Source organism: Agathobaculum sp. LCP25S3_E8, assembly GCF_052117165.1.
In the GTDB taxonomy this organism is placed as follows: Bacteria; Bacillota; Clostridia; order Oscillospirales; family Butyricicoccaceae; genus Agathobaculum.
Genome location: NZ_JBQKJR010000011.1, coordinates 1 through 19,365, shown reverse-complemented (window position 1 = coordinate 19,365; position 19,365 = coordinate 1). Strand labels below are relative to the sequence as shown.

The window sequence follows — 19,365 nt, the reverse complement described above, 5'->3', positions numbered from 1 at the left end:
GCTTAAAATAGAAACGGCAAAATGCAGGTTTTGCATGCCAAGGGAGAGAAACCATGAACGACCTGATCAATAAAATCCAGAGCGAGCTGTCCGGCTTTTCCAAGGGACAGAAGCAGATTGCGCGCTTCATATTGGAGCACTATGACAAAGCCGCCTTCATGACGGCCAGCCGTCTGGGCACGACCGTCGGCGTGAGCGAATCCACTGTGGTGCGGTTTGCGACTGAATTGGGCTACGACGGCTATCCGCATTTGCAGCGCGCCCTGCAGGAGATGATTCGGAACAAACTGACCTCGGTGCAGCGTATGGAGGTGTCAAGCGACCGCATGGGTGGACGCGATGTGCTGCAGACGGTGCTGCACGCGGACATGGACATGATTCGGCAGACGCTGGACGAAATCGACCGGGACGCCTTTCAGGGCGCGGTGGATGCGCTGATCGGGGCGAAACGGATTTACATACTCGGCGTGCGCTCTTCGAGTGCGCTGTCCAATTTTGTTGGATTTTATTTTAACCTTTTGTTTGAAAATGTGACGCTTGTACATACCAACAGCGTCAGTGAAATTTTTGAGCAGGTGCTGCGCGTCGGACCGGGTGATGTGGTGCTCGGCGTCAGCTTCCCGCGTTATTCCAAGCGCACGCTCAGTGCGATGCAGTATGCGCGCGATCGCGGCGCGCGCGTCATTGCACTGACCGATTCGCGTCTGTCACCTTTGGCGCGCGTAGCCGACCATTTGCTGCTTGCGCGCAGCGATATGGCGAGTTTTGTTGATTCGCTGGTAGCACCGCTTTCGGTTGTCAATGCACTGATTGTTGCCGTCGGCATGAGCAGGCGCGACGAAATCGAGCAGACCTTCAACAAGCTCGAGCGCATTTGGGAGGAATACGACGTATACGAAAAGCCGGAGGACGAGACAAATTGAATATTCTGGTAGTCGGCGGCGGCGCGGCAGGGCTGATGGCTGCGGGCACGGCAGCGGAAAATGGTGCGCGTGTAACGTTGTTTGAGACGAATGAAAAGGTTGGTCGCAAATTATTCATCACCGGCAAGGGCCGCTGCAATGTGTGCAATGACTGCGATGCGCAGACGGTTTTGCAGAACGTGCCGGTCAATCCGCGGTTTTTATATTCCGCGCTGGATTGCCTTTCGCCTGCGGATGTGATGGCGTTCTTTGAAGCGCATGGCGTGCCGCTTAAGACCGAGCGTGGCAACCGTGTTTTTCCGGTTTCGGACAAGTCCGCGGACATTATTGACGCACTTTTTACCTGGATCAAACGTCTGGGTGTTACAATCATACAGAAAACAGTGGAACAACTGGAAATACAGGATAACCGTGTCACCGGTGTGCGCGCGGGCGGCAAGGCTTACGCGGGCGACCGTGTGATTGTGGCCACCGGCGGTGCATCCTATCCGCAGACCGGCTCGACCGGAGACGGCTACCGTTTTGCTAAGCAGGCAGGGCACACGGTTGTGCCGCCCAATCCTTCGCTTGTGCCGCTGGTCGAGGGAGGGGAGACTTGTCGGGAGCTGATGGGACTGAGCCTGCGCAATGTGCAGGTGACCGTGTTTGAAAACAACAAAAGGATTTTTTCCGAGTTCGGCGAGATGCTGTTCACGCATTTTGGCTTGTCCGGCCCGCTGATTCTGTCTGCGTCCGCGCATATGCGGCATTTTGGAAGTAAGACATATCATGTTGAAATTGACCTCAAGCCTGCGTTGGACGAAAAAATGCTGGATAAGCGTCTGCTCTCGGACTTTGATAAGCATAAAAACAGCGATTTTATCAATGCGCTGGGCGATCTGCTGCCCCGCAAAATGATTCCCGTGGTGGTGCGGATGTCCAAAATCGACCCGCATGCCAAGGTAAACAGCATCACTAAAGTGCAGCGTGCCTCGCTCTTGCATACACTCAAGCATTTTTCGGTGGCGGTGTCGGGCAAGCGTCCGATTGCCGAGGCAATTGTGACAACGGGTGGCGTGAGTGTGCGTGAGGTCAGCCCGAAAACCATGGAGTCGAAAAAATGCGCCGGTTTGTATTTCGCAGGCGAGGTGCTGGACGTAGACGCCTACACGGGCGGTTTTAATTTGCAAATCGCGTGGTCAACCGGCCGGTTAGCCGGGGTATCCGCCGCGCAGGAGGAGGAATCGTGATGGGTTATATTTCTGTCGCCATCGACGGCCCGTCGGGCGCGGGCAAATCGACGGTCGCGCGTGCGGCGGCGGCACAGCTGGGTTATGTGTATGTGGATACGGGTGCAATGTATCGCGCCATCGGCCTTGCGGTGTGCCGTAAGGGTATTTCCGGGGACGATACGGCGGGCATTGTTTCGGTTTTGCCCGAAATTACGCTTTCGCTGACCTATCAGAACGGCGCGCAGCATATTCTGCTGTGCGGCGAGGATGTGTCCGAGGCCATTCGAACGCCGGAGATTGCAAAGTATGCTTCTCAGGTGTCGGCGGTGCCCGAAGTGCGGCAGTTTCTGCTCGACACTCAGCGGAATATGGCCAAAAACGGCAATATACTCATGGACGGGCGCGACATTGGCACGGTTATTCTGCCGGATGCGCCGGTCAAGATTTTTCTAACGGCCTCGGCCGAGGCGCGTGCGCAGCGACGCTTTTTAGAGCTGCGCGAGAAAGGACAGCAGGTGACGCTGGACGAAGTGCTGCGCGATATTCGCCAGCGCGACCATAAGGACATGACGCGCGCAGTTGCACCGCTGAGGCAGGCGGAGGACGCTGTGCTGCTGGATACGAGTGATATTACGCTTGAGCAGAGCATCCAGGCTGTGCTGCGCATCATTCGGGAAAAAACGGAGGAAAATCCATGAAATTCAAATTCCACCGCTGGTTTCAATGGCTTGCGGTGCCGTTCGTGGCGCTGGGCTTTCATATCTATTTCGGATATAAGATAATCGGCCGGGAGAATATCCCGGAGGGCGGCTGCGTGGTCTGCCCCAATCATGTGCAGCTGTCCGACCCACCGTTTGCAGCCGTGGCGCTGGGACACAAAACGCCGCTGCGTCTGATGGCGAAAAAAGAGCTGTTTCAAGGTAATAAGCTGTTTGCGTGGTTGATTGCAGCGCTGGGCGCGTTTCCGATTGACCGTGAGGGCGCGGATATCACAGCTATTAAGACGGCGCTGGGCGCGGTGCGCGAAGGCCGCAAGCTGATTATCTTCCCGCAAGGCACACGCGGCGCGGGCGAGGGCGAAACCAAAAAAGGCGCGGCGATGCTGGCGGTCAAGACCCGCGCGCCGATTCTGCCGATGTACATCACGGAAAACAAGAGCTTTCGCTGCAAGGCAACCGTTGTCATCGGTGAACCCTTTCGTCCGGATGCAAAAGAAAAGGATTATGGCGTGATTGCGGATGATATTCTGCACCGTATTTACGCGCTGAAGGAAAAAGTATGAGTGTTACAGTTGCAAAAACCGCAGGATTCTGCTTTGGGGTGCGTCGCGCGGTCGATTTAGCCGAGCAGCAGGCCGGAAAAAACGGCGTGCTTTACGCCTACGGTGAAATTATCCACAATATGCATGAGATTCGGCGACTGGAGGAGCGCGGCGTGCGCACCGCGCAGACGCTGGAGGAAATTCCGGACGGGGCAAAGGTGCTCATCCGCGCGCACGGCGTGCCGCGCACGGTTTATGATACCCTTGCGGCAAAAGACTGCGAGGTTTTCGATGCAACCTGTCCCTTTGTCCAGAAAATTCACCGCATTGTTGACCGGGAAAGTCGGGACGGTCGCCTGATTGTCATTCTGGGCAGCGCGGGCCATCCCGAGGTTGTGGGGATTCAAGGTTGGTGCGGTGAGTCGGTCGTGCTGGAGGGAGAAGCACAGGCGCGGGCGTTCACCGAGCAGTTGGAGATGGTTGACAGGCCGCTTGCCGTAGTTGCACAAACCACTGTCAATCGGGCAATTTGGAATATTTCCGTCGGTCTGATAAAAAAAAGGTGTACAAACCTCAAAATTTTTGATACAATATGTAAAGCGACGGATGAGCGTCAGTCGGAGGCTCGTCTGCTTGCCGGTGCGTCGGATCAAATGGTTGTGATCGGCGACAAGAAAAGTTCCAACACAAAACGGCTGTATGAAATCAGTCGGTCGCTGTGCAAAAATGTGCTTTATATCGAGGACGCCGCGGAGCTTACGACGCAGGAGCTCTGCCGGGATGGGCGCGTCGGGATCACAGCAGGGGCATCGACACCGGCATGGATAATTAAGGAGGTCAGTAACATGATGAGCGAAGAAACGAAAATCGAAAATGGCGAGGACTTTGCCGCAATGCTCGAAGAGTCCTTCAAGACTTTAAATACAGGAGAGAAAGTCACCGGTACCGTTGTCGCAGTGTCCACGACCGACGTACAGGTCGACCTTGGCGTTAAGCACACTGCGTATATCCCGGTCAGCGAACTGTCGGATGATCCGAATTACGATGTAGCTGCCAACATCCATCCGGGCGATGAGATCGAAGCGGTTGTAGTTCGCGTCAACGACGGCGAGGGTACGGTTACTCTGTCCAAGAAGCGCGTTGACCAGCTCAAGGGCTGGGAGACCATCGAGAAGGCGTATGAGGAACACACTGTTGTGGAAGGCACCATCGTGGAAGAGAACCGCGGCGGTGTGGTTGCTACCGCATTTGGCGTGCGCGTCTTTATTCCGGCCAGCCAGACCGGCGTGCCGAAGGATCAGCCGATGAGCCAGCTGGTAAAGACCAAGCAGTCTTTCTATATCACCGAGATCAACCGTCAGCGCAAGCGCGTGGTTGGCTCTATCCGCCAGATCCAGCAGGAAGCTCGCAAGGCTGCTGCCGAGAAGATCTGGAGCACCATCGAGGTTGGCAACGAGTACGAGGGCACGGTCAAGAGCCTGACCTCCTACGGCGCGTTTGTTGACATCGGCGGTGTGGACGGCATGGTTCACATTTCCGAACTGTCTTGGGGCCGCATCAAGCACCCGTCTGAAGTTGTCAATGTCGGCGACAAGGTCAAGGTGTTCGTTATCGGTCTGGATAAGGAAAACAAGAAGATCTCCCTCGGCTACAAGCGCGAGGAGGACAATCCGTGGAACGTATTCAAGTCCAAGTACGGCGTGGGCGACGTGGCTGAGGTTAAGATCCTCAAGTTTATGCCGTTCGGCGCATTCGCTGAGATTGTTCCGGGCGTGGACGGCCTGATTCATATCTCTCAGATCGCGGATCACCGCATCGCTAAGCCCGAGGATGTGCTCGAGGTTGGCCAGCAGGTTGAGGCCAAGATCATCGACATCAACGATGAGAAGAAGAAGGTTTCTCTCTCCATCCGTGCGCTGCTCGTTGCGGATGACGAGTACGACGAGGAGTAATTCCGAAGCTGCAAAGAAGCACCCCAAACGGGTGCTTCTTTTTTGTGTTTGCGCTGCGTATACTGTCCCCGGAGGGGGCGGAAGTTATGCGGCGGCGCAGGTATCGCGGAAGAGGGAAAGGCTTGCGGCTGATGGTGCTGCTGGCTGTGTTGGCTGCCGCCGGTATCATGGCGACCGTGCGGATGCGGCAGATTTTCATGGAATACGCCACCAATGTCTGCGAGGACAGCGCAATTCAGGAGATCAACAACCTGATGCAGGAGGAGGTCTTTTCCGACCCCAAGACATACGAAAATATGGTGGTTCTGGAGCGAGATAGCGAGAATCATGTCACCGCGCTGCGCACGGATGTGATTGCCATCGGGCAAATCAAGGCGCGGCTGGTCAACGGGCTGTTTGAGCGGCTTAGCGATTTGGAACAGACAACGGTTGAGGTGCCGCTCGGCACGGTGTTTGCCCCAAACTATTTTACCGGCATGGGGCCGTCGGTGGACATCGGCATGGCGGGCCTGACCCAGATGGAGGCCGAGTTTGTCAGCGCCTTTTCCGCGGCAGGTATCAACCAGACACGGCATAACATCATCATCGAAATCCATGCGGGTTTCCGTATTCTGACGCCGCTGGGCGGCGAGGACCGTGAAATTGTCACCAGCTATCCGGTCACCGATACGGTGATTGTCGGTACCGTGCCCGAGCGATATACCTATATTGACGATTTGGGTTCCGGACTGCTTGGGGAGATCAGCGATTATGATAATTCGTCGGAAAACGGAAAATAATACTTCCGAATAAGCCAAAAATTTGATATACTATATTCTGTATTGGAATGTGAAGGGGTGCTTGCATGGATGCCCTCGGGCAGATCACCGCATTGCGTGAAAAGCTGCGGTATCATAACGAAAAATATTATAACGAAGATGCACCGGAGATTTCGGATTACGAATATGATATGATGCAGCGTGAGCTGCGCGCACTCGAAGCTGCGCATCCGGAATACGCGGATGCGGATTCTCCGACGCAGCGCGTCGGCGGCACGGCATCCGGCCGGTTCGCCAAGGTCACGCATGCCTATCCGCTTGAGAGCTTGCAGGATGTTTTTTCCTTTGACGAGCTTTCCGAGTTTTATGGCCGCGTCGAAGGCTCGGTCGGGCAGGCGGAATATGTGGTCGAGTATAAAATCGACGGGCTTTCGGTTGCGCTGGAATACGTCGACGGCGAATTTGTGCGTGGCGCGACGCGCGGCGACGGACAGGTCGGCGAGGACGTGACCGCCAACCTCAAGACGATAAAGGATATTCCGCATAAGCTGGAAAACGCGCCGCCGCACCTGATTGTGCGCGGCGAGGTCTATATGAAAAAGTCGGTGTTCGACGCGCTCAACAGGGAGCTGGAGCTGCACGAAAAGCCGCTGCTCGCCAATCCGCGCAACGCGGCGGCGGGTTCGCTGCGGCAAAAGGACAGCAAAATCACCAAGCAGCGCAAGCTATCCATTTTCTGCTTTAATATCCAGAATGCGGACGAGCTTCCGCTGACCAGCCATACTGATTCACTTGATTATCTGAAATCGCTTGGTTTTCCGGTCAGTCCGCGCTATCCGGTCTATACCAATCCTGCGGATGTACAGCGTGAGATTGAGAACATGGGCGAGACGCGGGGCGAGCTGGATTTCGACATCGACGGCGCGGTCGTCAAAGTCAATTCGTTTGCCCAGCGACAGACACTCGGCTCGACGGCGAAGTTCCCGCGCTGGGCGGCGGCGTACAAGTACCCGCCCGAGGTCAAGCAGACACTGCTCAAGGATATCATTATTTCGGTCGGACGCACGGGCGTTTTGACGCCCAATGCGGTGCTGGAGCCGGTGCGGCTTGCGGGCACGACCGTGTCGCGTGCGACGCTGCACAACCGCGACTTCATTCGCCAACTGGATGTACGGGTGGGGGACACGGTTTCGGTGCGCAAGGCAGGCGAGATTATCCCGGAAATTATCGGGGTGGCGCTGGATAAGCGTCCCGCGGATGCGCAGCCGTATGAAATGCCGAAGCTTTGTCCGGTATGCGGCGCGCCGGTATTTGAAGATGACGAAGAGGCCGCCATCCGCTGCACAGGTGCAGCGTGCCCGGCGCAGCTGCTGCGCAATCTGATGCACTTTGCCTCGCGCGACGCGATGGATATTGACGGCTGCGGCGAAGGCAATTTGCAAAAACTGATTGACGCGGGGCTAGTGAAATCCGCTGCTGATTTGTACGACCTGACAGTGGAGCAGCTGCTGCCGCTCGGCAAAAAGGTCGATACTTGGGCGAACAACCTGCTGCGCGGCATCGAGGCGAGCAAAACGCGCGACCTGTCGCGGCTGCTGTTTGCGTTCGGTATCCGGCATGTTGGGCAGAAAGCGGGCAAGATACTGAGCAACCATTTCGGCAGCCTGGATGCGCTGCTCGCGGCATCGGTCGAGGAAATGACCGAGATTCGAGACATCGGTCAGACGACCGCGGAAAGCATTGCGGCGTGGCGCGAACTCGACCAGTCGAAAGAACTCATTGAAAAGCTGCGCGCGGCGGGCGTGAATTTTGTCGGCGAAAAGACTGCAAAAAGCGACCTGCTTGCAGGAAAGACGATTGTGGCCACCGGCAGTCTGACGCTCTACACTCGCAAAGAGATTAATGACCTGATTGAGTCGCTCGGCGGCAAGGCGGCCGGGTCGGTTTCCAAGAAAACAAGCTATGTGGTGGCCGGGGAAAACGCGGGCAGCAAGCTGCAAAAGGCAGCCGAGCTTGGCATCCCGGTCTTAACAGAGGAAGAATTCAAAAATATGATACAGCAGGAGGAACTTTGACATGGCAATTTCCAGAAAAGAAATTGAGCACATCGCATCCCTTGCGCGTCTGGACTCAACGGGCGGCATTTTTGACCGTCTCGCGGATGACATGCAGGGTATCGTCGGCATGGTGGACAAGCTCGCGGAGCTGGACCTTGGCGACATCACGGACGTTATCAACACGGAGCGCAAGAACGCGTTTCACGAGGACGTGGTTGTGCAGGAGTATACGCCTGATGAGCTTATCGAGCCGAACGCGCCGGACTTTCAGGCGGGCGGCGTAGCCGTGCCGCGCGTGGTAGAATAAGGGGGACAGAAGCAATGGCACTTTTTGAGAAAACAGCGGCCGAGCTTTCCAAAATGCTCGCCGATAAGGAAATCTCCGCGGTGGAGCTTGCACAGGATGTTTTCGCCCGCACGAAAGCGGTCGAGGACAAGGTGCAGGGTTATGTGACGGTCGCGGAGGAGTCTGCGCTCGCGCAGGCAGCTGAAGTGGACAAGAAGCGTGCTGCAGGCGAGAAGCTGTCCGCACTGGCGGGCATTCCGGTTGCCGTTAAGGACAACATTTGCACCAAGGGGACGCTGACTACCTGCGCATCCAAGATGCTGTACAACTTTAAGCCGCCGTACAACGCGACGGTGATGGAGAAGCTGACCGCAAACGATATGGTCATGACCGGCAAGGCAAACATGGATGAGTTTGCAATGGGTTCGTCCTGTGAAAATTCGGCCGCGCATCCGACCCACAACCCGCACGGCTTAAACCGCGTGCCGGGCGGCTCGTCCGGCGGTTCGGCGGCGGTCGTTGCGGCGGGCGAGGTTCCGCTGGCACTCGGCTCGGATACCGGCGGATCGATTCGTCAGCCGGCGTCCTTCTGCGGCGTAGTCGGCCTTAAGCCGACCTATGGTGCGGTTTCCCGTTACGGCCTGATCGCATTTGCGTCTTCGCTCGACCAGATTGGCCCGTTCGGCCGTTCGGTAGAAGATGTAGCGATGCTGCTCGATGCCATCACCGGTCACGACCCGATGCACGATTCGACCTCGGTCAAAACCCCGTTTGAAGGCTCGACCCGTGCAAACCTGAATGCCGATATCAAGGGCATGAAGATCGGTCTGCCCAAGGAATATTTCGGCGCGGGTATTTCGGACGCGGTACGTGAGAGCGTGCTGGCCGCTGCCGAGACGTACAAGAACCTCGGCGCAGAGGTGTTCGAGATTTCGCTGCCGCTGGTTGAATACGCGCTGCCGGTGTACTACATCCTGTCGTCTGCCGAGGCATCGTCCAACCTGGCGCGCTTTGACGGCGTGAAGTACGGCTATCGCACCCCGAACGCGGGTGATGATCTGATTGCGCTCTACACCAAGAGCCGTTCTGAGGGCTTCGGCGCGGAGGTACAGCGCCGCATCATGCTGGGCACCTATGTGCTGTCCTCCGGCTATTACGACGCATATTATAAGAAGGCGCGCGCGGCGCAGCGCAAGATCCGAGAGGAGTTTGCAAATGCGTTTGAGAAGTGCGATGTCATTCTGACACCGGTTGCCCCCACTACCGCTTATGAAATGGGCTCCAAGACCACCAATCCGCTGGAGATGTACGCAGGCGATATCTGCACGGTATCGGTCAATATCGCGGGCCTGCCGGGTCTGGTGCAGCCTTGCGGCTTTGACGCAGATAAGATGCCGATCGGCATGCAGCTCATCGGGCCGCGCTTTGGTGAGCAGAAGCTGCTGGACGCGGGTCTTGCATTCGAGCAGGCGTCCGGCCTGAAAAACATCATCGCGGCACTGTAAGGGAGGAATAGACAAATGAAATATCAAGCTGTCATCGGCCTTGAGGTGCATGCGGAGCTGTCCACCAAGAGCAAGATTTACTGCTCGTGCTCGACTTCGTTCGGCGCACCGATCAATACCCACACCTGCCCGGTTTGCACCGGTATGCCGGGCGCGCTGCCTGTGCTCAACAAGCAGGTGGTTCACTATGCGGCCAAGATGGGCAAGGCGACCGGCTGCACGGTCAACCAGCTTTGCAAGGCTGACCGTAAGAATTACTTTTATCCCGACCTGCCCAAGGCGTACCAGATTTCGCAGTTCGATGTGCCGATCTGTGAAAACGGCGAGGTGTTCTTCTATGTTGATGGCGAGAAGAAGTCCTGCCGTCTCGAGCGCATCCACTTCGAGGAGGACGCGGGCAAGCTGCTGCATGACGAGATCGACGGCACGGTGGTGGACTTCAACCGTTGTGGTGTGCCGCTGATTGAGATGGTCACCAAGCCTGATCTGCATTCCTCGGCGGAAGCGAAGGAATTCCTTGAAATGATTAAAAATACGCTGTCCTACCTCGATATCTGCGACTGCAAGATGGAGGAAGGCTCGATCCGCTGCGACGTGAACGTCTCCATCCGTCCGGAAGGCTCGGAGGAGCTGGGCACGCGCGTGGAGATGAAGAATATCAACACGTTTTCGGGCGCGGTTCGTGCGATTGACTATGAAATTGCCCGCCAGATCGAAGTGGTCGAGAACGGCGGCGAAATTCAGCAGGAGACCCGTCGCTGGGATGATGTGAAGCTCAAGAACACAGTCATGCGCACCAAGGAGGATGCGCAGGACTACCGTTATTTCCCCGATCCGGACCTGATTGCGGTGGAAATTTCGGATGAGTGGATGCAGCAGATCGAGAGCGAAATCCCTGAGCTGCCGATTTCGCGTTATGAGCGCTATCTGAACGAATACGGCATGACCGCGATGGAGGCGCGTCTGATTTCGGACAGCTTTGCCAAGGCGGAGCTGCTCGACGCGGCGGCAAAACAGGTCAAGCCCAAGGCGGCGGCAAACTGGATTCTGTCCGATATCTCCAAGTATCTCAACGACAAGGGCGTGGAATTGCCGGACACCAAGCTGACCGCAGACAAGCTGGTCGATTTGGTCAAACTCATTGAAGCGGGCACGATTTCGGGTGCGGCTGGCAAGAAGGTTCTGCCTAGCATGTTCGAGACTGAAGAAACGGTTGAGGCGATTGTAGAGCGCATGGGCCTCAAGCAGGTGTCCGACGAGGGTGCAATCCTTGCCATCGTGCAGGACGTGATTGCAAAGAACGAAAAGGCAGTCGCGGACTTCAAGGCAGGCAAGAATGTCACCGGTTTCCTTGTGAGCCAGTGCATGAAGGCTTCCAAGGGGCAGGGCAACCCGCAGATCATCAACAAGCTGATTGCACAGGAGTTGGCCAAGCTCTAAGTAGGTTTTCCTACATGATAAGCGGAGGTGCTTGCGGTGAAAAAGTTAGGTTGGATAGGGATTGTTCTCGTTTTCGTCTTTTCATTGGCCGCCTGTGGTTCGAAGAACCCACAGGACATGGTTTCGGAAGCGCTTGGGGTGGATGCTTCTACCGGCAGCACAATGTCCAGTATGGACACGCATAGCGGCAACGGCGACGGCACGTTCTGTGTTGTGCTGCATTTTGACGGTAACGAGATGATAAAACAGATCAAAGCAGACAACGCATGGAAACCATTTCCGCTGGACAAAACCGTTCAGACGTTGGTATATGGGGTGTCTGATGAGACAAGCAGTGTCGGCCCGTTTTTGACGGATGAAGACGGCAAGGTCTTAGTGCCTGAGATTGCAAATGGATATTATCGTTTGATCGATCGGCAGGTGGAGCAGGGAAAGGCAACCGGTACGGATATTCTGAACCGGGCGTCTTTCAATTTCACCGTGGGGATTTATGACACCGATACCAATACGCTGTATTGCTGTGAGCTGGATACTTGAATAAACGCATAAAAAAGCCTGAGGGAGCATCCCTCAGGCTTTTTTGTTTCATGTATGACATTTGATCGAATGGAAAAACTGAAAACAAGCGGCAAAATAGATGCTGTAAACAGAAAGAACGACATAGTATAGGAATATGGAAGAATGATGTAGGATAAAAATCGAACAAATGTTTGATTTTGGGGCAAGAGCATGTTATAATGAGGGTAACCAATGTAAGTATAGCTGGAAGGGAGAGAGAAATGGTGTCGGCAAGTGCAGCGCAGACGCGCATCTACTTTGCAATCGATCTGAAGTCCTTCTATGCTTCGGTAGAGTGTGTGGAGCGCGGGCTGGATCCGCTCACCACCAATCTGGTGGTGGCAGACCCCAACCGCACGGAAAAGACCATCTGCCTTGCGGTGTCACCCTCGCTCAAGGCCTATGGAATCCCAGGACGGGCGCGCTTGTTTGAGGTGAACGAGCGGCTCAGGCAGGTAAACCAAATGCGCCGGTATCAGGCACCGGGGCATCGCCTAACCGGCAAATCCTGTGATGACAGCACGCTGCGGAAAAATCCGTCCCTTGCGGTGGATTATCTGACTGCGCCGCCACAAATGGCGCATTATCTTGCGTGGAGCACAAGAATTTATGAGATCTATCTCAAATATATTGCGCCGGAGGATATCCATGTGTATTCGATTGACGAGGTGTTTATCGATGCGACTGCCTATCTGCCGCACTATGGCCTGACCGCGCGCGAACTGGCCGCCCATATCGTGCGGGATATCCTGCACACAACCGGCATCACGGCAGCGGCAGGTATCGGCACCAATCTGTATCTGGCCAAGGTTGCGATGGATATTGTGGCGAAGCATATCACACCGGATGCGGATGGTATCCGCATCGCGCAGCTCGACGAGATGTCCTATCGGCAGCAGTTGTGGACACATCGGCCGCTGACCGACTTCTGGCGGGTGGGGCACGGCTACGCACGCAAACTGGAGCAGCACGGGCTGCGCACCATGGGTGATATTGCGCGCTGTTCCATAGGAGCACCGCAGGATTACTACAACGAAGAATTGCTGTATCGTCTGTTCGGTGTGAATGCAGAGCTGCTGATTGACCATGCATGGGGATTTGAGTCATGCACGATGGAGGAGATTAAGTCCTATCGTCCGGCGCAAAAAAGTATTGCCTCCGGGCAGGTGCTGCAAGAACCGTATTCCTTTGCCGATGCGCGTTTGGTGGTGCGCGAAATGGTTGATTTGCTTGCACTTGAATTGGTGGAAAAGCATTTGACAACCGACCAGATTGTGCTGACGGTGGGATATGACCGTGTTAGTCTAACCGATCCAGCGCGGCGTGCGCAGTATCAGGGTGCTGTTGTGACCGACCATTATGGCCGTACAATACCAAAGCATGCGCATGGTACGACAAATTTGGAACAGCACACCGCATCCGCTAAGCTGTTGACCGATGCGGTAAGTGGACTCTATGATCGTATTGTGCGGCGCGAACTGCTTGTGCGGCGGTTATCGCTGTCGGCCAATCACCTGCGGGACGAGGCCACATTGGAGCGAGTGCCGGAATATGAGCAGATTGATTTATTTACTGATTATGCGGCGCGGCAGCAGCAGGAACGGGAGCAGGCTGCTATACTGGCGCGAGAACAGCAGATGCAGCAAGCGATTCTTTCCATCAAGCGTAAATTTGGCAAAAATGCGATTCTGAAAGGCATGGATTTGCAGGATACAGCGACCACGCGGGCGCGCAACGACCAGATCGGAGGACATAAGGCATGAGAAAAAACGAAGTGGAGCGATATGCGGAGCTGCTGTATTTGCCGCATCACACATCGTTGCGGCATCCGCCTATGCCGCGGGAAAATCGTGCGGCGCAGTTTGCCCCTTTTGCTGCATTGACCGGTCATGTGGATGCAGTCGCGGAAACCGCGCGGTTGACCCAGCCGCGTGCAGCGCTTGACGAAGGCGTGATCGCTGAACTGGACGCACGCATCGGTCAGCTGCGCGCGCAGATCGGCACACAACCGGCAGCGGAGATTACCTATTTCGTGCCGGACCATAAAAAGGAGGGCGGAGCGTATGTGACCGTACGCGGCCGCGTTTGTAAAATACGCGATTTTGAAAAGCAGATCGTGCTGGAAGACGGCACGATCGTGCCGGTGGAGCAGGTGATGGACCTGCATTTGCTATGATGAAACAGGCCGACCGCGGAAAGCGGCCGGCCTGTTTGGATTGCTCACTCGAAGTAAAATAAATCTTCGAATTTTTTGTCCAGTGCGATGCACAGAATGAGCGCGAGCTTGGCGGTTGGGTTGAATTGTCCGGTCTCGATGGAACTAATCGTGTTGCGTGATACACCGACCAGCTCGGCCAGCTGTGCCTGCGATAAATTTTTCTCACCGCGCGCTTCTTTCAGACGGTTGCGCAGAATCAGTTTTTCGTTCATCGCTCATCCCACCACGCGCATTACATAGGTGATAAGGTTGGTAATGGAGAGAAAACCGCCTGCAATGGAGGTCACCAATAGAGATTTATCTTTGCTGAACCGATAGCGGGGATAGGCTTCGGCTGCAACATATGCCCAAAAGACTGCGGCCAGCGCGTCGTTTGACCGATTGGTACACATGTTGAAAATGAAGAGAAAAATCAGAACGGTGATGAATGAGATGATGCCGATTTGTCTGCCCTGATTTTCTGCATTCTTTTTGCCTTCATCCAGATTTTCTCTGCGGCTTTTTGCCAGAATTTCCTCTTTATTCATAGGGAACACCTCACTGTCTCTATCCAATAATATACCAAGTGTTCTTTGCATATTCAGTATAACACGCCAAGTAAACTTGTCAAGAAGATTTGCAAAGTTTTCTTGGCAAAATGCTTGGAAGCGGAAAATCGGACGTAAAATCTATCCATCACTGTGGATGGCGTATTGTTTCCGGCAGGGGAAACGGGTATAATAGAGTCTACGGGCGGGCTGCGGCCCACCGTAGAGAAAAAAGGAGGAATGTTCCTTGCAGATAGAGAAAACCCTGCAAACGCTGTGCGCGCTGCCGGCGGTGAGCGGGTTTGAAGAACAGGCGGCACAGGCAGTTGCCGCGCTGCTGCGTCCGCTGTGTGATACGGTTGAAATCGACCACAACGGCAATGTGCTGGGCTATAAGGGCTGCGGTCGCAAGCACGCCAAAACCGTGCTGCTTGACGCACACCTCGACCAGATTGGCTTTGTCGTTACCGAGGTGCTGGACGGTGGCTTTTTGCGCTTTGCGCCGGTGGGCGGCGTTGACCCGCGCATGCTGCTGGCAACCGAAGTGACTATTCTGGCGGACGAGCCGTTATACGGCGTTGTCAGCTGCATGCCGCCGCACCTGCTGAAAGCGGGCGAACAGGATAAGGCGGTGCCGGTGGATCAAATGCTGATTGACACCGGACTGGAAAACGCCAAGGAGAAAATCCGTATTGGCACGCCGATCGTGTTTGCACAGCAGCCGGTCAAGCTGCTTGGCGGGCAGGTTTGCAGCAAATGCTTGGATGACCGCGCGGGCGTGGCCGCGATTCTGCTTGCGTTGGAAAAAATCAAAAAGCATAAAAAGCGCCGCTGTAATATCGCGGTGCTCATCAGCGCGCAGGAAGAAGTCACAGGCCTCGGCGCACAGACCGGCGCGTTTGTCGTACAGCCGGAGTATGCAATTGCGGTGGACGTAACGCACGGTAAAACGCCGGATGGCCCGTCGGACGGCGTGTTTGAGTTGGGCAGCGGCCCGGCCATCGGCGTGGGGCCGAATCTGCACCGCGGGCTGACCAAGCGGCTTATCAAAACCGCGAAGGCCAACGATATCGACTATTCGCTCGAGGTGATGGAGGGCAATACGGGTACGAATGCGTGGACAATGCAGATTGTCGCGCACGGCATTGCGACTGCACTGCTGTCCATCCCGGAGAAATACATGCACACGCCGGTCGAGGTAGTCAAAACATCCGATGTGGAGGATGTGGCAGAACTGATGTATCGGTTCCTGTGCGACTTTGACGGGGAGGTGGAAGCATGACCGAACTGCTCAAAACGCTGTGCGCGCTGCCCGGTCCATCCGGCTGTGAGGACGCGGTGCGCGAGTTTGTGCTCAAAAAAGCAAAACCTTTCGCGGATGAAATCCGAACGGATTCCATCGGTAACGTCATGGTGTTCCGCAAGGGGAAAAAGACACTCGAGCGGCCGGTCGCCGTGTGCGCGCACATGGACGAGGTTGGCGTTATCGTCAAAAAAATCACCGAGGATGGCATGCTGAAATTTGGTTTTGTCGGCGGGGTCGACCCGCGCGTTGTAATCGGCAAGGGCGTGCGGTTTGGCGACACGCGCGGCGTCATCGGCATCAAGGCGGTGCATTTGACAACCGCTGCCGAGCGGCGCACTATGCCCAAAATTAAGGACTTATATATCGATATTGGCGCAACCAGTCGCACGGCGGCCGAAGCCAAGGTTTCGCTGGGCGATTACGGCGTGTTCGATTCGGATGTGGTGCTGTTCGGAGATGGGCTCATCAAAGCCAAGGCAATTGACGATCGTATCGGCTGCGCGGCGCTGCTGACGCTGCTGGAGGAGCAGCCGCTGGTTGATACCTGGTTCTGCTTTACCGTGCAGGAGGAGACCGGCCTGCGTGGTGCGGCGAGTATGGCCTATGCGCTCGACCCGGGATTTGCGCTCGTCATCGAGGGCACGACCGCAGCCGATTTGGCGGAAGTGAAGGATGGTAAAGCGGTTTGCCGCGTGCGCGGCGGGGCGGTTATTCCGTTCATGGACGGCGCGACGATTTATGATGCGGCGCTGTTTGAGATGCTGCGTGACGCATGTATCCGGCGCGGCATTCCGTGGCAGACCAAGACGCGCATTTCCGGCGGCACGGATGCAGGCCGCATCCATAAGAGCCGGGCAGGCGTGCGCGTGTGCGCCGTGGCCGCGCCCGTGCGCTATATCCATTCGCCGTCGAGCGTGGCGGCACTGAGCGACTGCGAGGCGGTTTTGCAGGCTGCACGCGCATTTCTGGAGGAACTGGGAGGAGAAACCGAATGAGCAAGGTTTTTGATTTATGGAACGAGGTCGGCGGTGCGTTTGGCCCATCCGGCCGCGAGGATGCCGTGCGCGAGGCGATTGCGGCCATCGCAGGAGAATATATTGACGACGTGACGACCGACGCGTTGGGCAATCTCATTTGCCGCAAAAAGGGAAGCGGTAAAAAGGTGCTGTTTGCCGCACATATGGATTCCATCGGCGTGGTGGCCACCTATATCGACGAAAAGGGATTTATCCGCTTTTCGCAAGTCGGCGGCTTGTTCAAGGGCGACCTCATCAATATCACCGTGCGCTTTGCAAACGGTACGCGTGGGGTCATCTCTTATGAAGAGAAAACACCGTTTAAGGACTTGACGCTGGACAATCTGTTCATCGATATCGGCGCAAAGGACCGCGCGGATGCGGAAAAGCAGGTGCAAGTGGGTGATTTTGCGGTATTTGAAGCGCCACGCTTTGAGCAGAATGGTGTGCTGTGCGGCCCGTATCTGGACAACCGCATCGGCTGCGTGACGCTGCTGCGCGCGATGGAGCAGGTAGGGGAGACGGACAACGACCTGTATTTCGTATTCACGGCGCAAGAGGAAGTCGGCCTGCGCGGCGCGGGAGCGGCGGCGTTTGCCGTGCAGCCGGATGTCGCCATTGCAGTGGATGTGACCGACACGGGCGACCTGCCTGAGCGTAAAACGCCGATGGCAGTCGACATGGGAAAAGGCCCGGCGGTCAAGGTGATGGACCGCTCGGTCATCTGCACACCGGCGGTGTGTGCAGCACTCGAGCGGGCGGCTCACGACTGCGGCGTTGCCACCCAGCGCGAGATTTTACAGTTCGGCGGTACGGATACGGCCGCGCTGCAAAAGGCGCGCGCGGGCGTGCAGGCAGGCGCAGTGTCTATTCCGACGCGCTATATCCATTCTCCGAGCGAGATGTGCGCGGTGAGCGATGTCGAGGACGCAGCAAAACTGCTTGCGCGGTTTGCAATGACCTATGGAACAAACAATGCATAAAACAGCAGAAAACCGGACGGGATACGGAAGATATCGTGTCCCGTCCGGTCTGCAGTTGGAAGGCTCTATTCTGCAACGGGCAAAAGCATGAGCCTGTTTGTAGTTTGCTCCAGACTTGCAGCTTTTTTATAGATTTTTCTTGACAATCGCTGTCAAATTTGTTATTCTATTTTAGCAAGATTTATTTCGGTGAATCTATCCGGGTGTAGCGCAGCTGGTAGCGTGCTTGACTGGGGGAGATACCATCCAAAGGCCTCCATTATTATTTTATTCTAAATTAAAAATATATGCAACCGCTTATTTGTAAAAATAAGCGGTTTTTTTCGATATTATCAACTTAACCAAGTGATGACAATTAAATGAGTTTACTTGTATGATTTGTATGACTTGCATGATAGTATTTGGTCAGGTAGAATAAGTTTCGCAAAAACAAAAAAGACATGGTTTGCAGATCTTTGGTAGAATGAAGTCGCGACACACCATTCGAAAGGAGACAGCAAACCATGTCCGAGAAGATTGTACAGCTAAACGAGGAAGTTATCAAGGGGCAGCTCAAGGAACTTGTACGTGGAAGCGTAGAAGAAACACTCAATGAGCTTCTGGAGGCCGAGGCGGAGAAGCTAACCCAGGCGGCCCGGTACGAGCGTAACAAGCAGCGCCAGGGCTACCGCAGCGGTCACTACAGCCGCAACCTCACCACCACTTCTGGGGATGTCACTCTCAAGGTGCCTAAGCTCAAGGGAATCTCCTTTGAGACTGCCATTATTGAGCGGTATCGCCGCCGGGAGAGCAGTGTGGAAGAGGCTCTTATTGAAATGTACCTGGCAGGTGTATCCGTCCGGCGTGTAGAGGACATCACTGAGGCCCTGTGGGGCAGCAAAGTCTCTCCCTCCACCATCAGTGAGCTGAATAAGAAAGCGTATGTCCACATTGAAGATTGGCGGAACCGTCCTCTGCGAGGTGGGCGGTATCCATATGTCTATGTGGATGGGATCTACCTGCGCCGCAATTGGGGTGGAGAATTTGAAAATGTAGCCATTCTTGTGGCAATTGCGGTTAATGAGGATGGATATCGTGAGGTTTTGGGCGCCGCAGAGGGCATGAAGGAGGATAAGGCCAGCTGGATCAGCTTCTTCCAGTGGCTGCGTGGCCGTGGTCTGAACGGTGTGAAACTCATTGTTGGCGACAAGTGTCTTGGTATGCTGGAAGCCGTGGGAGAGATATTTCCTGAGGCCAAATACCAGCGGTGTACCGTCCATTTTTACCGAAATGTGTTCTCTGTCACACCTCGCTCAAAGGTGAAGCTGGTGGCCAAGATGCTCAAGGCGATCCACGCTCAGGAGAGCAAGAAAGCCGCCCGAGAA

Annotated in this window: 19 protein-coding genes; 17 read left to right on the top strand and 2 right to left on the bottom strand. The window is 55.5% G+C overall.

Features of this window, described 5'->3' with window-relative positions:
• Positions 1–53: 53 nt before the first annotated feature.
• From ACTQ34_RS05975 to ACTQ34_RS05915, 13 genes are all read left to right on the top strand, one after another.
• The gene (locus tag ACTQ34_RS05975; RefSeq protein ID WP_373163308.1) at positions 54–923 is read left to right on the top strand and encodes a MurR/RpiR family transcriptional regulator; all 870 of its coding nucleotides are present in this window, start codon (positions 54–56) and stop codon (positions 921–923) included.
• Complete coding sequence (locus ACTQ34_RS05970) at positions 920–2,152, top strand: NAD(P)/FAD-dependent oxidoreductase (RefSeq protein ID WP_441362969.1); 1,233 nt, start codon at positions 920–922, stop codon at positions 2,150–2,152. Before ACTQ34_RS05975 ends, ACTQ34_RS05970 begins: the two co-directional genes overlap by 4 nt.
• On the top strand, positions 2,152–2,832 hold the full coding sequence (cmk, locus tag ACTQ34_RS05965; protein ID WP_441362968.1) for a (d)CMP kinase: 681 nt from the start codon (positions 2,152–2,154) through the stop codon (positions 2,830–2,832). The genes ACTQ34_RS05970 and cmk overlap by 1 nt, the downstream gene beginning before the upstream one ends.
• Positions 2,829–3,416, top strand: coding sequence for a lysophospholipid acyltransferase family protein (locus tag ACTQ34_RS05960; protein WP_441362967.1), 588 nt, complete (start codon positions 2,829–2,831; stop codon positions 3,414–3,416). The genes cmk and ACTQ34_RS05960 overlap by 4 nt, the downstream gene beginning before the upstream one ends.
• A complete protein-coding gene (locus ACTQ34_RS05955) occupies positions 3,413–5,347 on the top strand; it encodes a bifunctional 4-hydroxy-3-methylbut-2-enyl diphosphate reductase/30S ribosomal protein S1 (protein ID WP_441362966.1) in 1,935 nt (644 codons plus the stop codon). Before ACTQ34_RS05960 ends, ACTQ34_RS05955 begins: the two co-directional genes overlap by 4 nt.
• Positions 5,348–5,433: 86 nt before the next feature.
• Complete coding sequence (gene yunB, locus ACTQ34_RS05950) at positions 5,434–6,126, top strand: sporulation protein YunB (RefSeq protein ID WP_441362965.1); 693 nt, start codon at positions 5,434–5,436, stop codon at positions 6,124–6,126.
• A gap of 65 nt (positions 6,127–6,191) precedes the next feature.
• Positions 6,192–8,180 (top strand): NAD-dependent DNA ligase LigA, encoded by a 1,989-nt coding sequence (gene ligA, locus ACTQ34_RS05945; RefSeq protein WP_441362964.1) that lies wholly within the window; start codon positions 6,192–6,194, stop codon positions 8,178–8,180.
• A gap of 1 nt (position 8,181) precedes the next feature.
• A complete protein-coding gene (gene gatC, locus ACTQ34_RS05940) occupies positions 8,182–8,469 on the top strand; it encodes an Asp-tRNA(Asn)/Glu-tRNA(Gln) amidotransferase subunit GatC (RefSeq protein WP_297275931.1) in 288 nt (95 codons plus the stop codon).
• A 14-nt stretch (positions 8,470–8,483) separates the two neighbouring features.
• The gene (gene gatA / locus ACTQ34_RS05935; RefSeq protein WP_441362963.1) at positions 8,484–9,953 is read left to right on the top strand and encodes an Asp-tRNA(Asn)/Glu-tRNA(Gln) amidotransferase subunit GatA; all 1,470 of its coding nucleotides are present in this window, start codon (positions 8,484–8,486) and stop codon (positions 9,951–9,953) included.
• Positions 9,954–9,968: 15 nt separating this feature from the next.
• On the top strand, positions 9,969–11,393 hold the full coding sequence (gene gatB / locus ACTQ34_RS05930) for an Asp-tRNA(Asn)/Glu-tRNA(Gln) amidotransferase subunit GatB (protein ID WP_441362962.1): 1,425 nt from the start codon (positions 9,969–9,971) through the stop codon (positions 11,391–11,393).
• Positions 11,394–11,429: 36 nt separating this feature from the next.
• Complete coding sequence (locus tag ACTQ34_RS05925) at positions 11,430–11,930, top strand: hypothetical protein (protein ID WP_441362961.1); 501 nt, start codon at positions 11,430–11,432, stop codon at positions 11,928–11,930.
• Between the two features lie 242 nt (positions 11,931–12,172).
• Positions 12,173–13,714 carry a Y-family DNA polymerase gene (locus ACTQ34_RS05920; protein ID WP_441362960.1) on the top strand — a complete coding sequence of 514 codons (1,542 nt, stop codon included), beginning with the start codon at positions 12,173–12,175 and terminating at the stop codon, positions 13,712–13,714.
• On the top strand, positions 13,711–14,127 hold the full coding sequence (locus ACTQ34_RS05915; protein ID WP_441362959.1) for a hypothetical protein: 417 nt from the start codon (positions 13,711–13,713) through the stop codon (positions 14,125–14,127). Before ACTQ34_RS05920 ends, ACTQ34_RS05915 begins: the two co-directional genes overlap by 4 nt.
• Before the next feature lie 44 nt (positions 14,128–14,171).
• On the opposite strand, the gene ACTQ34_RS05910 is transcribed toward ACTQ34_RS05915, so the two are convergent.
• Both ACTQ34_RS05910 and ACTQ34_RS05905 read right to left on the bottom strand, forming a co-directional pair.
• Positions 14,172–14,381, bottom strand: coding sequence for a helix-turn-helix transcriptional regulator (locus tag ACTQ34_RS05910; protein WP_441362958.1), 210 nt, complete (start codon positions 14,379–14,381; stop codon positions 14,172–14,174).
• Between the two features lie 3 nt (positions 14,382–14,384).
• Entirely contained in the window at positions 14,385–14,696 is a 312-nt protein-coding gene (locus tag ACTQ34_RS05905) for a DUF6442 family protein (RefSeq protein ID WP_441362957.1), read from the bottom strand.
• A gap of 247 nt (positions 14,697–14,943) precedes the next feature.
• Between ACTQ34_RS05905 and ACTQ34_RS05900 the strand changes: the two genes are divergently transcribed.
• From ACTQ34_RS05900 to ACTQ34_RS05885, 4 genes are all read left to right on the top strand, one after another.
• Positions 14,944–15,978: a M20/M25/M40 family metallo-hydrolase gene (locus ACTQ34_RS05900; RefSeq protein WP_441362956.1), complete on the top strand. Its 1,035-nt coding sequence runs from the start codon at positions 14,944–14,946 to the stop codon at positions 15,976–15,978.
• Positions 15,975–16,997 carry a M42 family metallopeptidase gene (locus tag ACTQ34_RS05895; RefSeq protein WP_441362955.1) on the top strand — a complete coding sequence of 341 codons (1,023 nt, stop codon included), beginning with the start codon at positions 15,975–15,977 and terminating at the stop codon, positions 16,995–16,997. The genes ACTQ34_RS05900 and ACTQ34_RS05895 overlap by 4 nt, the downstream gene beginning before the upstream one ends.
• On the top strand, positions 16,994–18,001 hold the full coding sequence (locus ACTQ34_RS05890) for a M42 family metallopeptidase (protein WP_441362954.1): 1,008 nt from the start codon (positions 16,994–16,996) through the stop codon (positions 17,999–18,001). Before ACTQ34_RS05895 ends, ACTQ34_RS05890 begins: the two co-directional genes overlap by 4 nt.
• Before the next feature lie 503 nt (positions 18,002–18,504).
• On the top strand, positions 18,505–19,365 hold an 861-nt coding region (locus ACTQ34_RS05885; RefSeq protein WP_441362953.1), incomplete at its 3' end, for an IS256 family transposase.